Source organism: Actinopolyspora sp. BKK2 (assembly GCF_011291845.1).
GTDB lineage: Bacteria > Actinomycetota > Actinomycetes > Mycobacteriales > Pseudonocardiaceae > Actinopolyspora > Actinopolyspora saharensis.
On the sequence record NZ_JAANTE010000004.1, the window covers coordinates 539,130 to 554,254 of the forward strand.

The following is a 15,125-nucleotide window of genomic DNA, read 5'->3' on the forward strand; positions in this document are numbered from 1 at the left end:
AGAGGAGGGCACTTGTGAAGATCGTCTACGTCTCCTACCCGACCGGCAACGCCCGGGACGAGTCGGCTGTGATCGCTGCTGCCGAGAACGCCCTGGGGCTGCGCCCCTTCCTCGAAGAGCACGGCCACGAGCTGGTCGGCACCACCGAGACCGGTGGCGCACTGGATCGAGAACTCGCCGACGCGGAGGTGTTGATCACCACGCCGTTCTGGCCGGTGTATCTCAGCGCGGAGCGCCTCGAGGCGGCGAAGAACCTGAAACTGGTCCTCAACGCCGGGATCGGTTCCGATCACGTCGACTGGGAAACCGCCCGCCAACACGGCGTTGGCCTCGCCGAGGTCACCGGCTCCAACGTCGTCAGCGTCGCCGAGCACAACGTCATGCAGATCCTGGCGCTGGTGCGCAACATGATCCCGGCCTACCACCAGGTCCTCGACGGGCGCTGGGACGTGGCCGCAGTCGCCGAGAGGGCCCACGATCTCGAGGGCAAGACCGTCGGCCTCGTCGGCCTCGGCGCGATCGGGGCGCGCACGGCGCTGCGGCTGAAGGCCTTCGACGTGCGGATGCTCTACTACGCCAACCACCGCCGCACTCCGGCCGACGAATCGGTGTTGGGAGTGAAGTACGCCCGACTCGACGACCTCATCACCGAGTCCGACGTCGTGTGCCTGGCCCTGCCGCTGATGGAGGGCAGCCGGGCCCTGATCGGCCGCGAGCGACTGGCGGCGATGAAACCCGGAGCCTGGCTGGTCAACACCGCACGCGGTCCGATCGTCGATCGGGACGCGCTTGTGGAGGCGCTGGAAAGCGGCCAGCTCGGCGGCTACGCCGGTGACACCTGGTACCCGCAACCCGCCCCGGCCGACCACCCGTGGCGCACCATGCCCGGCCACGCCATGACGATCCACTGCTCGGGCATGACCCTGCAGGCCCAGCAGCGCATCGCCGAGGGCATCGAGGAAATGCTGCGGGCCCACCTCGCCGGCGAGCCCCTGCCCGAGGATTACGTCCTGGTCGACCCGTCCGCGCACTGAGCCGACCTCATCGGCGACGAGCGAGCCAACGGACAGCACACCCAGCGGGCGCAGGAGGTCGTGCGAGGCCGCGGTTCTCGTCGTCCGCGGTCGTCGTGGTCACGCGGAACGAGGCCACGGCCCCCGCGGGATGGAGGTGACATTCCCCGGCAGGGGAGAAGTGCCCGGGAACCTCCGCGTGTCGGGCTTGGGAGCACGCCCCGAAGTCGCTGTCCCGTTGTGGGACCGTGCCAGGACAGCACGGACAGCTCTGCTCGGCACCGTGTGCACCCCTGTCCGGCGATCGTGGATCGTTGTTCGACGAAGCACTTCCGTAGTGGCCCGATCGGGTCACATGCGGAGCACGGCCGTGACGCTCTCGTCGGCTCGTAGCTGCGTTTCGAACGCTTCCGGAGCGTCGGCAAGGCCGAAGGCGTGCGTGTCCAGTGAGGCGGTGTCGACGACGTCGGAGGTCAACAGTTCCAGCCTGCGGCCCAGGTCGCCGCCGAGACTGCCGATGATGCGGAGGTGCCTTGTGCACGATCTCGGTCGTGTTGACGGGGGCTCCTCGGGGAGGCCGACGAACTCGGCCAAGTGAGCGCCGGCCTCACCCCGAGGTCATTCCCGCCGTGCCCCAGGGACGCATCCACCTCGTCATCGACAGCACGTTCGAGAGCGCCCAAGCCGAGCAAGCCGCCGACCACATGCGCAGCAACCAGGCCCACGGCAAGATCGTCCCGACGATGCCGTGAACCGGGCCAAACTCCTCCGGCGACGCTTGGGACGGCGCCGACCCCATGATCCGCTCATCGCACGGGCGGCAGGCAAGGCGGTGCGGCGCGAGGAGGGCGAGAACGAGACCAGCGAGCCGACGTGCCCCCGAGCATCCTCGCTCGTGCGAGTACTGCGAACCTTCCGAGGCTGGGGCCGAGGGGTTCCCGAACGTCGTGCACGCCGGCGGCCGCACACCGGAGTGACGCTTCGAAGACCCAAGGAGCAGTGAGAATGACTGAAACACGTCCGCGTGTTGGTGTCATCGGTCTTCAGCCTGAGCGGAGCTGGGCTGCGCGTGCACACCTTCCGGCGCTGCGAGCGTTTCGACATCGTCGGGGTCGCGAACAGCAGCCAGGCCAGCGCCGAGAAAGCAGCAGCCGCGTGCGGGCTACCGCGCGCCTTCGCGGACACCACGGAACTCGCGACGTCCCCGGACGTTGACATCGTCGTGGTGACGGTGAAGGTGCCGTGCCGGTTCTACTCCTCGAAGAGTGTCGGTTCGGCTGTGCCGAAAGCGTTCGCGGGAGGCATCAATCCCAGGTGCTGCCACGCCGCCGCCGTGGCCCCCCGCCCCCGCGGGGTGCGCGCCAGCATCCCCGCCCGTGTCGTGGTAGGACTCGGCCGCCGGCCGGACCTACCCGCGCGCGAAACGCTCCGTGGTGCCAGCCAGACGAGGACGCCGGCCAGAGTCAAGCTGGCGTGGTGGCCAGCATCCGCACCTGGTTCCACGACCTCACCACAAGGTCACCAGACGGGTTCCAGTCGCGCATTTTCCGCAACGGTGCTCATCCACGGTGCTGTGTGCTCTCCCGAGTCGGGGTCGGAGTGGTGCCCCCGCTGGACCGGACACTCGAGACGATGGGATCTGAGTGGTACCAGAATCAGGAATGGCGCTTCTGGCTTTTCTGCTGGTCATCAGTGCGTGCCATAGCCCTGGCGTGAGCCGGTAGGTCGCGGAAGTGAATTCCGACAGCCTCGTGCCGTGCGACGAGGGCTCGTACCGCCAGATCCCGTACGGTTACTCCTTGGGCTCCGCCAGCGCGGATTCGATCGCGGCTGACAGCTCCACGGTGTTGTTGCCGCCCTCGTAGCGCTGGCCGTTGACGAAGAAGGTGGGGGTGCCGCGGACGCCGCTGGCGCGGCCGGAGGCGATGTCGGCGTCCACCCGGTCCATGTGTCTGCGCACGCGTCGGCTGGTGATCACGTCTGCGGGGAGGCCGATCTGCTCGGCGTGTGCTGCCAGACCGTCTGCATCCAGCTGCCGTTGGTGGGTGAACAGTTGTTCGTGCATCTGCCAGAACCGGCCCTGGGCGCCTGCCTCCTCCGCGGCGAGTGCGGCTCTGCGCGCGTTCGGGTGCAGCGAGTCGATCGGGTAGTGCCGAAACACGAACCGCAGCTGACTCCCGTATCGCGCTCGAAGAGCGTGCAGCACCGGATGCATCGTGCCGCAGGACGGGCACTCGTAGTCCGCGTACTCCACCAGTGTGACCGTGGCGTTCTCCGGTCCGAGAACGTGGTCGTGCTCGGAGACGGGGTCGGCCAGTGTGTCCGGCAACTGCTCTGCGGACGTGTCTTCCCCGGGCGGGGCGCACACCGCTCCTCGGTTCCAGGCCAGCCAGAAGACCAACCGCCCGATGATCGCCGCCAGCAGTGACCCTGCCAGGATCCCGACTTTCGCCTCGGTGCGCAGTGCCTGTTCGGCGAAGGCCAGCTCGGTGATGAACAGCGATACCGTGAACCCGATCCCGGCCAGCGCCGCGCCGCCGAGTAGCTGGCCCCACACCAGTTGACCGGGAAGCGAGCCCAGCCCGGAGCGCAGTCCGACCCAGCTGCCCAGAGCCACACCGGCGAACTTGCCGACCACCAAACCGGCCACGACGCCGTGGGTCACCGGCGAGGTCGCTGCCCGTGCCAGCGTGTCCGCTCCGAGCGGGATGCCGGCGTTGGCCAGTGCGAACAGCGGGATCACGGCATAGCTGGTCCACGGGTGCAGGCGGAGTTGAAGGCGCTCGTTCGGCGGCACCGCGGCCTGCAACTCGCGCCGAGCCGCATGGCCTCGCTCCGGCGTGGGATTCCTCGTGAAGGCCTGGGCCAGCTCGCCGACACGCAGCACCCGCGCCTCCGGTGGGACATACACCCGGACGAGGACACCCAGCGCCAACCCGACGACAGTGGGATGCAGCCCGGACTCGACGGTCAGCACCCAGATCACCACCGCCAGCGCTGTGAACAGCGGAGCCCACCGGATACCGATCCGCCGCATCACCAGCACGAGCACGAACAGCACGACAGCGCCCACCAGCGCGGAAACGCTGATCTCGTTCGTGTAGACGATCGCGACGACCCCGATGGCTCCCACGTCGTCCACGACAGCCAGGGTCAGCAGAAACACCCGCAGCGGATCCGGGCACCGCGGCCCGACCAGCGCCAGCACGCCCAGCACGAACGCCGTATCGGTGGCGATCGGGATGCCCCACCCGATCGCTCCCGGACCTCCGGCGTTGATCACCAGGTACAGCACAGCGGGAAGCGCGAGCCCACCCAGTGCGGCCAGCAGCGGAACCGCCACCATGCGGCGGTTGCGCATCTCGCCGAGGGTTGACTCGCGGGAGACCTCCATCCCGATGACGAAGAAGAACAGGGCCATGAGCCCGTCGTTGATCCAGTGCCGCAGATCCAGCTCCAGCTCCAGCACGCCGATGCGCACCGCCAGCGGGGTGTGCCAGAGTGCCTCGTAGCTGGCAGCGAACGGGGAATTGGCCCACACGATCGCGACCACGGTCGCTGCCAGCAACAGCAGCGTGCTGCTGGCCTCGGTGGCCAGGAACGCCTGCACCGCCCGCGGCAGAGATCGGGTGACAGTGGACGCGGGCAACCTCATCGTGCAATGGCCTCCAGACGCGGTACACGGCGAGACCGGCCCCACCCGAGCGGGTCAGCCAAGTCGCGTCGATAAGACGTGGCTGCGGGACATTCTGCGCACACCGAACACTGATCGCACGCGGCTCATCAGCCCCCGAACCTCACGACGCCCGGAGAGCACGGCTTCGCTGTGGCTGAACGACCCCGCTCCGGCCGCCACAAGGCTCTACACCGGATTGCCGGTCACGGCAGTGTGAGTCCTCGCCATCCGTGGGTACTCAGCAAGAAGAACAAGCACACGCGCCCGCTCGCGGCCTACGGCATCCACATCGGCCCGTACGCCAACGAAGTCGCCAACCAGCCCATGAGGTGCTCCGGGTTCTCCAAGGCCCCTCAGACCGGCTGTGGGGACGGGGTCAGGTCATTTCACGGAGCTGGTCACCACCCATCGACCTCCTCCAGGCCACCGGACGCGTCGCCGCGGCACTGCCTTCGCCAACGACTCCCGGGAGTTGGGGCACGACGCGGCTTGTCCCCGCGGACGTGGAACTTCCGGCGGAGGGCTCGTGTTGCCGGATGCGACGACGGGGAGGGCGTCGCGGCCGCCGGCTGGGCGGCTGCGGCGCCCGACCGGTGCTTGGGGCTCGTCGTTCGCGAGCGGACCAGCAGGAGCGGTCGTGCCCGGTGCCGGCGAGGAGCTCAGGGGCGGAACGGGGCGTCAACGTGCTCGGTGAGCTCGGTGACCGAGTTGATGACCCGGTCCGGTTGGTAGGGGTGCTGCGCCGCTGTGTTCTCGTCGGAAAGTCCGGACAGTACGAGAACGGTGTGCATGCCGGCTTCCATCCCCGAGCGGACGTCGGTGTCCATCCGGTCGCCGAGCACGATCGTGTGGGCCGCGTGCGCGCCCAGGGCACGCAGCGCGGAACGCAGCATCAGCGGGTTGGGCTTGCCGACGTAGTAGGGCGGACGTCCGGTGGCCCGTTCGATCAGGGCGGTGACCGCCCCGGTCGCCGGCCGCGATCCTTCCGCTCCCGGTCCTTTCTCATCGGGGTTCGTGGCGAGGAAGCGGGCACCGCCTTCGATCAGCCGGATCGCTGTGGTGATCGACGCGAAGCTGTAGCTTCGGGTCTCGCCGATGACGACGTAGTCGGGGTCGTGATCGGTGAGCACATACCCGGCGTCGGCCAGCGCTGTGGTCAACCCGGTTTCGCCGACGGTGTAGGCGGATCCGCCGGGGCGTTGCTTGCTCAGGAACTTCGCCGTGGCCATCGCCGATGTCCAGATCGAGCTCTCCGGCACGTCGAGCCCGCAGTCGTTTAGCCGGGCCCGCAGGTCGCGGGGCGTGCGGGCCGAGTCGTTGGTGAACACCAGGAAGGGGATCTCGTGCAAGCGGAGTGCGGACAGGAAAGCTTGCGCTCCTGGCACGACGTGCTGTTCGTCGGACATGAGCACACCGTTGAGGTCCATCAGGTAGGTCCAGGGGGCTGTGTCGGTCACGCCTGCATGATCCACCTGAACCTCCGGTGCGGCCACCGCAGATGGTGAACTCCGACCACCCTGCGGCGGCTGTCGGCGCCGTCCTGAAGTCCTTATTGGTGCGGAGGGCCCACACCGGAGTGGGGCGACGATCCGCGCCACGGCGATCAGATCAGTCGTCCCCTGGCCGGGCCCCTCGTCTCACGATCACCCAAGGCGAGGACATGGCTGCCGTAGCGAACTCGAGGTGACAGTCAGCTCGCCCCTCCGACACCGTCGGTGCGGGGCACATCCACATTATTTCGCAGGGTCGTTGATCAAGGCCAGCAAGACTGATGGTGCGTGGAGCGCTGGCGTCTTGCTGGCCTCGTTGTGTTCCCGGCAGGAGTGGTTGAGGATGAAGACCGTGGCTGAGTGGTTAGTACCTGGGGACGCCAGCGGGGCCTGGTCTGAGGGTGAGTTTCGTCCCGTGGTGTGGCGGGTCCTTGTCGGTGGTCGGGTATCTGTGCCGGAGCCGCTGTCGTCGGATCGTGGCGCTAGCAGCTGTTTAGGAAGTGTTCTTGGTGAGGGGCGTAGCCAGATGTGGAGGGTGGTGACGTGCAGTGTGGTTTCGTACCGCACGGCGAGTGTGTCGGAGCGGCCGGCGACGGCGCGGTGGTGTGTGAGCTGGTTGATGCCGCATTCAACGGCGTGCCGCCGCTGGTGGAGTCTCGGGCTGAACACGGGCGGGCGATTTCCGGCCGTTCCGCGGGCACGGCGGCGGGCGGCCTGGTCTGTCGGGATCGCGATCGTGGCCGGGATCCCGCGCCTGCGCGGGTAACGCCGATTGGCCACGGACGAGCAGGCCTTGTCGGCCAGTACCCGCTGCGGGCGCGTGCGTGCGCGGCCGCTTCCGACCCGGGTGACCTGGATGGCCTCCAACAGCGGGATCATCTGGAGGCTGTCACCAGCTTGACCGGCCGTGAGCAGCAGCGACAACGGTTTCCGGCTCTGTTCGCAGGCCAGGTGGATCGTCGTGGACACCCCGCCCCGACAACGCCCCAACGCGTGATCATCGGGTTCGTCGCCGGGTGGTTCGACTTGGGCATCGGGTCGATGGCGGGCTCCGGCGGCGTGCTGATGAGCCCGGTTGATCGTGGAATCTACCGACACCTGCCAGGTGATCACGCTTGCTGCCTCGATCCATGCCTGCAGCTGCGCCCAGATCCAGGCCCAGAGGCCGCCCGTTGCCACCGGCGGAACAAGTGATAGATCGATTGCCAGTGCCCATGCCGTTCCGGCACGTCCCTCCAGAAAGCGCCGACCCGAGTCGCCAGCGGATCCCGTCCAGCAGCTGACGAGGCGTCCACGTCGGAGGACGTCCCACCTGCGGTCGCGACGGCAACACGCGCGGCGCTGCAACACTCGCCACTACCGGTGCGTCAGGTCCTTACGCGTGCCGACCGATACGCTCCCCATCGAGGTCTCCGGCAATTGATCCTCTTGGTCGTTGACTCCTCTACCGGAGACCTCTCCTCTTACCGACACCACCCCTGTCCCCAAACAGCTCCTAGTACTGCAACGGCACTCAGAGTGGATGTCCGCGTTGTCGGTAGTGGCAGTGTCGAGCTTGGTGGTGTGCGTCGTCGGCGCCAGCGTGACCAGGACCAGATGTGTTCGGCGGGGTGTGGCGTTCGACTGATGAGGTTGTTCAACAGGCGGCGGAGCTCGGCTAAGGTGTATTCGATCCTGCTCTGCAGGTTCCCTTTTGCCGCAAGGATTTTGGCCATAGCTAGCCAGGCGAGGACGAGCATGGACAGTGTGGTGTGGATGCAGCGGGCTTGCCAGGAGCGTTCCTGGTAGTGGCCGAGTCCGGCCTCGTTTTTGGTGGTTTGGAAGGCTTCCTCGACATGTCAGCGGATCCGGGGACGAAGGCGAGGTTGAGTAGCCGGGATCAGCGGAGCCGACAGGTCACGTAGTAGGCGATCTCGCTGGGGTTGTTGATCGAGCGCCGCGCCAGCAGCCAACGCCCCGCACGGGCGGCCAGTCGGTGTTGAGCGGTATGCGGGCCCAGGCATACAGGCGTGGCCCGTGAGCACCGATCTCGACCAACAACCGCTGCCAGGAGTGCTCGGCCAGCCCGCAGCCGCATCCCGGGTTTGGCAGCCAGTCCCGCAAGTACAGCTCTCGTCCTTAGGCCTCATCGTCGGTGATCCAGGAAAATGGAACTCCGGCATCGAAGGCACGTTTGAGCGTGGCCTGAGTCGGCTGCGATTTACCAGCCTCCTCGCGACTGTGGGCCGGGGGGAGCTGTAGGCGCTCCCGCTCCGATTGCGCTGCACCCACTCTTGGTGTGCAGGTGATCGAGCACGGTCATCACCGTGGTGCAATCCAGCTGTCGCTGCCCGGGGGCCGGCCCAGCACGTCTCGCACGCGCAGCGGTTCGTCGGCCGCCCACAGCACGTCCATCACCTTCAGCTCCAGCTCACCCAATCCGAGCACGTCGGCAAGTCTAGCTGGCCTGTCCCGGAAGGCCGGGGACCGTAACCGTGGCCGGGTCGGGTTGTGGTGTGGGGAGGGCCGAGGAGGGGTAATCGACAAGCGAGCTCCCACGTCGGTGGTGAAGCCACATTCATGTCCTGTTTCCTCGGACTGCATTCCCCTCTTTGAGTGGGGAAGCTGGAGTTGTACTCGGACGACGCCATGTGAGGAGCGGAGTCGCCGTGGAGCCGAAAGATCTGTACGAGCAGCGAGACCAGGTTCAGTTGATCGATGTTCGGGAGTCGCACGAATGGCAGGCCGGGCGAATACCGGGGGCGCGGTGGATCCCGATGAATGAACTGCCCGATCGCGTTGGCGAGGTGGATGGGCAACGACAGGTGGTCACGGTCTGTCGCAGCGGCAGCCGCAGTGGTGAGATGGCCGAGTTCCTCAGCGGACGGGGTTACCGTGCCGAGAACCTCAACGGGGGCATCCAGGCTTGGGCCGAGCAGGACCTGCCGGTACGCACGCCCGACGACGAACAGCCGGGAAAGGTGGTGTGAGCAGTGCTGTTTCAGCAGTTCTACCTGCAGTCGCTGGGGCATGCCTCCTATCTGATCGGCGATGAGAAGACGGGGCAGGCGTTGGTGTTCGACCCGCGCCGCGATGTGGACGTCTACACCGAGGCTGCACGCACCCATGGGATGCGCATCGCTTATGTGGCTGATTCGCACGGCCACAACGACTACCTCTCCGGGGTGACCGATCTCACCGAGCGCACGCGTGCTCAGGTGTGGGGATCGGCGACCGGCGAGTTCGGCTACTCCCACCAGCCCCTCCGAGACGGGCAGGTCGTCGAGATCGGCGATGTCGGCCTCGAGGTGCTGCACACCCCGGGCCACACACCGGAGCACATCAGCCTGCTGGTCTACGACCGGGCCATGAGCGCCGACCAGCCGGCGTTGCTGCTGTCCGGCGGGGCGCTGCTGGTGGGCGATCTCGCCCGGCCCGACTTGCTCGGCGGTCAGGAGAAGGCGCAGGAGGCCGCGCGGACGTTCTGCGCCACGATCCAGGACAAGCTGCTGCCCCTGCCCGATCACGTGCAGGTGTTTCCCACACACGTGGCGGGCTCGCTGTGCGGAGGAAACATCGGCAGCCGCCTGTCCACCACGCTGGGCTACGAGCGACGGTCGAACGCGATCCTGGCCGAGGTGGACAACACCGAAGGCTTCGTCCGCGAGTGCATCCGGCTGGACAACCTGCCCGCGGTGCCGCCGTACTGGCAGCGCATGCGTGTACGCAACATGGCCGGAGTGGAACCGCTCGGAGTGCTGGCTGAACCGCCCGCGTTGACCGTCGCCGAGTTCGAACAGCACCGCGCTGAGGGTGTGACCGTGCTGGATGCCCGTCAACCGGAGGCCTTCGGCGGCGGGCACGTTCCCGGGGCGCTCAACGTCGGTCTCGGTGCGGCGTTTCCCACCTGGGCAGGTACGGCGCTGCCGGCCGACGCGCAGGTGCTGCTCGTGCTCGATCACCCGGGGGAGCTGTGGGAAGCGACTTGGCAGCTGCTGCGCATCGGCTACCCGCCCCCGCTGGGATGGTTGCGCGGAGGAATGAGCGCCTGGCGCACCGCTGCCAAACCCCTCGAGGAAACCCCGCAGATCACCGTGGGCGAACTCAACGATGAACTCGAGCGCGGCGAAGTCGAGCTGTTGGACGTGCGCCAACCCGACGAGTGGGCCAACGGCCACGTGCCCGGGGCCACCTATATCACCGGCGCCGAACTGCCCGAGCGTCTCGACGAGGTTCCCGCGGACAAACCCGTAGCGGTGACCTGCGGCAGTGGCTACCGCTCCTCGGTGGCCACCAGCCTGCTGCAGCGCCACGGCCGCAACGAGGTGCGCAACGTCCTCGGCGGTATGAGCGCCTGGAAACAAGCGGAGTTGCCCACCACGCGGGAGGGGTGAACCACGGAGGTGGCGTCCGAAACGAGAGAGGAGAACGAACGGCCGGGATCACGTCCCGTACGCGCCACGAGCCCCCGAAACGGCGGCCGCGCACCAGCTGAGCTGCGACGAGGGGCCCCCGAGCCGAACACTTCACGAGGCGACACCCAGGAAGGTCACCATGGCTTACTCTCGGCACAAGTACGTCGATGCCGACTTCGACACTACCGTCCAGCATGTGCGGCAGATCCTCGACAGCGAGGGGTTCGCGACCCCTTGCGAGGTCAACGTCACCGACTCGTTCCGCAACCTGCTCGGCAAGGAGTTTCGGAACTACCTCATCCTGATGGTCGGTCAACCCTCCATGGCCCACGAAGCCATGAGCAGTGATCCCCACATCGGCACGTTGCTGCCCGGCAACCTCGTCATCTACGAACAGGACGGGGGCTCCGTCATCGCCGCCATGGACCCCGCACTGCTGAAGCAATTGGCAGAGCCGGTCCCCGAGCAGCTGGGGCAGGCGATGGAGACGCTGCTGGAGAAGCTGTTCGAGCGAATCACCTCCTGACGGCAGCGTCCGTTCCTGTCTCCTACTCGCCTTCTGTGCGTGCAGAGTCCGCCAGGAGCAAGCCGGCAAGCATCCGCGCGGAGACAGAGGACGTGGATGCGTGCGGGGCACGAGCCCTCGCCCGCAGCATCGGCCGCTGTTGCCGGAGCCACGCGATCCTCGCGCGAAGCACCGAGCCGCGATGGTTCCGCGCGGGCCTGCTCGACGATCCCGCGCCGCGTTCGGCAGCAGATGACCGCCACCACCCGCAGCCCCTCCCAATAACGGGAATACCCGGTGGGGTACCTTGGTTAAAAGGCAGTGGAGGTGGTTGTCGTGGAGATGCGACCTGAAATGGTTGGCGATGCGCTGACCCGCCTGCGCCGGGCCCAGGGACAGCTGGCTGGCGTGATCGAGTCCATCGAGGAGGGCGGTGACTGTGCGCAGACGTTGACCCAGTTGGCCGCCGTGTCCCGCGCCTTGGATCGCGCGGGTTTCAGGATCGTGGCCAGTGGGATGCGGCACTGCCAGCAGGCCCGCGACGAGGGCGAGGAGCCGCCGATGACCGAGCAGGAGCTGGAGCGGTTGTTCCTCTCACTGGCCTGACCGGGATATCGCTCGATCGCGGGGAACGTGCTCCCGGCTGAGCACTTGTGCTCGTATGTTTGGTACGTACCCCCTGGGGTATACTAAGTACAGCTTGGCCGAGCGACCGCGAACGTGCGGGGCAGGGGCAGTTCGAGGAGCCAAGGAGCAACCACCCGGTATGCGCCCGACGGAGGACTCCGCACAGCGGCCAGGCCGGCAGAGGCAACTCCCCACGTTCGAGGCGATCACGGGGGCGGAGGCACGGGTGGCGCGGGCGCACGGGGTATGGCGGTCCGAATCGCGTCCGGTTGCGAGATCTTAGGAGGCACGGAATGAGCATGACCGCAGTCAACGCACTGGATCACCAGCTTGCTGGTGGTCTGGGTGCCGAGGTAATCGCGACCTCGTCGCTGGGGGATCGCAGTTATCTTGCCACCGATGGCGAGATGGCGGTGGTGGTGGATCCGCAGCGCGATGTGGACCGCTTTCTCACCGCGGCCGGGCGACTGAACGTGCGCATCGCCCTGGTGCTGGAGACGCACGTGCACAACGACTACGTATCCGGCGGGTTGGAGCTGGCTCGGTTGACCGGGGCCGACTACGGTGTGGCCGCCGCGGACGAGGTGCCCTTCGCGCACATGCCGCTGGCCGACGGCGACGTGGTCGAGCTCTCGGAGCGGATGCGGGTGCGGGCGGTGGCCACGCCGGGGCACACGTACCACCACTTGTCCTACGTGCTGGAGGGCGAGCAGGGCCCGGTGGGGGTGTTCACCGGCGGGTCGTTGCTGTTCGGCACGACCGGGCGCACCGACCTGGTCGGGCAGCAGCACAGCCATGAGCTGGCCCGGCACCAGCACGCCTCGGCACGCAAGCTGGTGGAGATCCTGCCGGACGGGGCTCAGATCTGGCCCACCCACGGGTTCGGCAGCTTCTGCTCGGCCAGCCAGGCCTCGGGAGACTCGGCCACCATCGGAGAGCAAAGGGAGATCAACCCGGCACTGACGCTGGCTGAGGGCGATTTCGTGGAGCAGATGCTGTCCGGGCTGGACGTCTATCCAGCCTACTACGCCCACATGGGGGTGCGCAACATCACCGGTCCCGAGCCGTTGGACCTGCGCACGCCGTCCCGAGCAACTCCGGAAGAGTTGAAGCGGCGTCTGGAGGCCGGAGAGTGGGTGGTCGACCTGCGCTCACGTACCGCCTACGTCGACTCGCACCTGGCCGGCACGGTCAGTCTCGGTCTGGATGGGCCGATGGCCACGTGGCTGGGGTGGATGATCGACTGGGGTGCGCCGATCACCCTGCTGGGCGAAAGTCGGGAGCAGGTCGGACAAGCCCAGCGCGAGCTGGCCCGCATCGGTATCGACACCTTCTCCGCGGCGGCCACCGGGTCACCACAAGAGCTGGTCACCGAGAGCAGTCAGTTGAGCAGCACGACATCGGCCGCCTTCGCTGATCTCGCCGCCGTCAGGGACGGTCGCGGTGACGGACTTCCGGAAGTGGACGTAGTGCTGGACGTGCGCACCAACAACGAGTGGCAATCCTCCCACATCGTCGGGGCGGTGCACATCCCGCTGTACGAGCTCAAGGACCGCCTCGACGAGGTGCCCGCGGGCACGGTGTGGGTGCACTGCGGCAGCGGCTATCGCGCCACCGCAGCGGCCTCGCTGCTGGAACACGCCGGACGCACACCGGTGCTCATCGACGACCTGTTCGGCAATGCCGACGGCGCCGGACTGACCCTGACCTCGACCACCTGACAAACGGCGTTCCCGCTGAAAGGAAGGTTCCTTCGTGTCCCGCACGATGCCCGTGACCATGGAAACCCCGCAGGTGCGCAACCTGTTGGAGACCAATCCGCGCACCCGGTTGATCGATGTGCGCACCCCGGGCGAGTTCGCCGCGGCCCACATCCCCGGTTCGTCCAACGTGCCGCTGGACCTGCTGCGCGAGCACCGCAGTGAGCTCACCGCATCCCACGAGGACCCGGTCGTGCTGGTGTGCGCCTCCGGGGCTCGAGCCGAGCAGGCCCGCAGCGTACTGGAGACGGCCGGACTGGATCAGCTCAGCGTCCTGTCCGGCGGTGTGACCGGCTGGCAGCAGCACGACGCACCGATGAACCACGGTTCCGGCACCTGGGGCATGGAACGCCAGGTGCGGTTGACGGCCGGACTGCTGGTGCTGGCCGGGGTACTCGCCAGCATCGCCTACGAGCCGTTGAAGTGGATCGCCGGGTTCGTCGGTGGCGGATTGACGTTCGCCGCGATCAGCAACACCTGCGCCATGTCGCGGGTGCTGGGGCTGCTCCCGCACAATCGCACCCGCAAGGGCGATGCCCGGAGGATGCTGCCGGCCCTGACCGGCGAGCAGGCGCCCACGGGCCGAACTGCCGACTGACCCTCCGCGAGGGGGGACGTCCGACCGATGCGGCCTGCGGAGTCGAACCTGCCCGCCCCTTCTGGTCCGCAACGGTCGGCACGTCGCCGTCCGACGTGTCGAGAGTAGGTGATCCCGTGTTCCTGGCAGGTCTTTTCGGCGCGATCATCGGGCTGGCTCTGGGGCTGCTGGGTGCCGGCGGTTCGATCCTGGCCGTGCCGGCGCTGGTCTATGGCGTCGGACAACCCCTGCAGATGGCGATTCCCACCTCCCTGGCGGTGGTCGCGATCTCCTCGGTGGGCGGCATCGCACCCCGGGAGCGGCGTGCCCACGTGCAGTGGCCGGTTGCCCTGGTCTTCGGCGCAGCCGGGGTGCCGGCCGCTTTCGCCGGTACCGCGCTGGGGCGGCTGGTCCCGCAACGTTGGCTGCTGCTGGCCTTCTCAGTGCTCATGGTCGTGGTGGCGGTGCGCATGCTGCGTGGCGGCGAGAACCATGCCGGGGCCTGCCGCACCGGCGAAGGCGGTATCAACTGGCGCAGTTGTCTGCCCAAGGCCATCGGGGCCGGTGCCGCTGTCGGTGCGCTCACGGGGTTGTTCGGCGTCGGCGGCGGCTTCGTCATCGTGCCTGCCCTGGCTGCCCTGCTCGGGCTCGGAGCCCAAACGGCAGTGGCTACCTCGTTGGTGATCGTGTTGATCAATTCCGTGGCCGGACTGGCCGCCCACGCCAGCGCGGCCGCCCGCCTCGACTACACCATCCTGCTGATCTTCGCCGGCGCCGCACTGGTGGTCTCCGTGGCCGCCGGCCGCCTGGCACCCAGGCTGCCTGCGGACACTCTGCGTCGCTGGTTCGCCTACGTCGTCCTCGCCGTCGCCGCCGGTGTAGCCCTGGCGGCCATCCTCAACCCAGGCGCACTCGGCTAGGTAGTGCTTGGTGGATGTTTTGGGGCGTAGCCCTAGTAGGGCTTTGTTAAGTGGGTAATCGTTGCTGGTCAGGGAAGTTCCAGCTGGCTGGCGGGGGTTGGTGGCAGGTGGGGCAAGCGCCGGTCCAGACCGCCAGCAGGGTCTGCAGATGTTTCAGGACTGC

13 protein-coding genes and 3 pseudogenes are annotated in these 15,125 nt (G+C 67.7%); 10 read left to right on the plus strand and 6 right to left on the minus strand.

Translation table 11 applies throughout. From position 1 onward, the window contains the following. Nucleotides 1-14: 14 nt before the first annotated feature. On the plus strand, nucleotides 15-1,034 hold the full coding sequence (locus G9Q41_RS12070; RefSeq protein ID WP_165632472.1) for an NAD-dependent formate dehydrogenase: 1,020 nt from the start codon (nucleotides 15-17) through the stop codon (nucleotides 1,032-1,034). Nucleotides 1,035-1,364: 330 nt separating this feature from the next. Here the strand turns inward: G9Q41_RS12070 and G9Q41_RS22335 are convergent, their stop codons facing one another. Further along, the gene (locus G9Q41_RS22335; protein WP_278250851.1) at nucleotides 1,365-1,490 is read right to left on the minus strand and encodes a hypothetical protein; all 126 of its coding nucleotides are present in this window, start codon (nucleotides 1,488-1,490) and stop codon (nucleotides 1,365-1,367) included. Nucleotides 1,491-1,564: 74 nt separating this feature from the next. Here G9Q41_RS22335 and G9Q41_RS21920 point away from each other — a divergent pair, with 74 nt between their 5' ends. Together G9Q41_RS21920 and G9Q41_RS22700 are read left to right on the plus strand one after the other, a co-directional pair. Next, the gene (locus G9Q41_RS21920) at nucleotides 1,565-1,765 is read left to right on the plus strand and encodes a zinc-binding dehydrogenase (protein ID WP_347567516.1); all 201 of its coding nucleotides are present in this window, start codon (nucleotides 1,565-1,567) and stop codon (nucleotides 1,763-1,765) included. A gap of 317 nt (nucleotides 1,766-2,082) precedes the next feature. After that, a pseudogene (locus G9Q41_RS22700) lies at nucleotides 2,083-2,190 on the plus strand (hypothetical protein); the annotation flags it as partial. A gap of 74 nt (nucleotides 2,191-2,264) precedes the next feature. On the opposite strand, the pseudogene G9Q41_RS22705 reads toward G9Q41_RS22700, so the two are convergent. The 5 genes and pseudogenes from G9Q41_RS22705 to G9Q41_RS21925 all read right to left on the minus strand — a co-directional run. Beyond that, a pseudogene (locus tag G9Q41_RS22705) lies at nucleotides 2,265-2,390 on the minus strand (Holliday junction branch migration DNA helicase RuvB); the annotation flags it as partial. 415 nt (nucleotides 2,391-2,805) lie between these two features. Then, entirely contained in the window at nucleotides 2,806-4,668 is a 1,863-nt protein-coding gene (gene nhaA, locus G9Q41_RS12085; RefSeq protein ID WP_207630904.1) for a Na+/H+ antiporter NhaA, read from the minus strand. A gap of 680 nt (nucleotides 4,669-5,348) precedes the next feature. Continuing rightward, entirely contained in the window at nucleotides 5,349-6,146 is a 798-nt protein-coding gene (locus tag G9Q41_RS12090) for an HAD-IIA family hydrolase (RefSeq protein ID WP_092520751.1), read from the minus strand. Nucleotides 6,147-6,698: 552 nt separating this feature from the next. Beyond that, nucleotides 6,699-7,529: pseudogene (locus G9Q41_RS22710) on the minus strand (IS5 family transposase); the annotation flags it as partial. A 951-nt stretch (nucleotides 7,530-8,480) separates the two neighbouring features. Then, nucleotides 8,481-8,606, minus strand: coding sequence for a BlaI/MecI/CopY family transcriptional regulator (locus tag G9Q41_RS21925; RefSeq protein WP_217637681.1), 126 nt, complete (start codon nucleotides 8,604-8,606; stop codon nucleotides 8,481-8,483). A 221-nt stretch (nucleotides 8,607-8,827) separates the two neighbouring features. On the opposite strand from G9Q41_RS21925, the gene G9Q41_RS12105 reads away from it, so the two are divergent. From G9Q41_RS12105 to G9Q41_RS12135, 7 genes are all read left to right on the plus strand, one after another. Continuing rightward, nucleotides 8,828-9,148, plus strand: a complete 321-nt coding sequence (locus G9Q41_RS12105; protein WP_139186489.1) for a rhodanese-like domain-containing protein — start codon at nucleotides 8,828-8,830, stop codon at nucleotides 9,146-9,148. A gap of 3 nt (nucleotides 9,149-9,151) precedes the next feature. Then, nucleotides 9,152-10,552 (plus strand): MBL fold metallo-hydrolase, encoded by a 1,401-nt coding sequence (locus G9Q41_RS12110; protein WP_092520753.1) that lies wholly within the window; start codon nucleotides 9,152-9,154, stop codon nucleotides 10,550-10,552. Between the two features lie 160 nt (nucleotides 10,553-10,712). Next, complete coding sequence (locus G9Q41_RS12115; protein ID WP_017975584.1) at nucleotides 10,713-11,099, plus strand: DUF302 domain-containing protein; 387 nt, start codon at nucleotides 10,713-10,715, stop codon at nucleotides 11,097-11,099. 315 nt (nucleotides 11,100-11,414) lie between these two features. Then, nucleotides 11,415-11,684 carry a metal-sensitive transcriptional regulator gene (locus tag G9Q41_RS12120; RefSeq protein ID WP_026152495.1) on the plus strand — a complete coding sequence of 90 codons (270 nt, stop codon included), beginning with the start codon at nucleotides 11,415-11,417 and terminating at the stop codon, nucleotides 11,682-11,684. A 320-nt stretch (nucleotides 11,685-12,004) separates the two neighbouring features. After that, entirely contained in the window at nucleotides 12,005-13,426 is a 1,422-nt protein-coding gene (locus tag G9Q41_RS12125) for an MBL fold metallo-hydrolase (RefSeq protein WP_165632734.1), read from the plus strand. 58 nt (nucleotides 13,427-13,484) lie between these two features. Continuing rightward, entirely contained in the window at nucleotides 13,485-14,063 is a 579-nt protein-coding gene (locus G9Q41_RS12130) for a rhodanese-like domain-containing protein (RefSeq protein WP_026152493.1), read from the plus strand. Nucleotides 14,064-14,179: 116 nt separating this feature from the next. Continuing rightward, nucleotides 14,180-14,962, plus strand: a complete 783-nt coding sequence (locus G9Q41_RS12135) for a sulfite exporter TauE/SafE family protein (RefSeq protein WP_165632733.1) — start codon at nucleotides 14,180-14,182, stop codon at nucleotides 14,960-14,962. Nucleotides 14,963-15,125 lie beyond the last annotated feature (163 nt).

Excerpts from the sequence above, each read along its gene's own strand:
- G9Q41_RS12115 (WP_017975584.1), top strand. The coding sequence starts at position 10,713 with ATGGCTTACTCTCGGCACAAGTACGTCGATGCCGACTTCGACACTACC.
- G9Q41_RS12125 (WP_165632734.1), top strand. The coding sequence starts at position 12,005 with ATGACCGCAGTCAACGCACTGGATCACCAGCTTGCTGGTGGTCTGGGT.
- G9Q41_RS12130 (WP_026152493.1), top strand. The coding sequence starts at position 13,485 with ATGGAAACCCCGCAGGTGCGCAACCTGTTGGAGACCAATCCGCGCACC.
- nhaA (WP_207630904.1), bottom strand. The coding sequence starts at position 4,668 with ATGAGGTTGCCCGCGTCCACTGTCACCCGATCTCTGCCGCGGGCGGTG.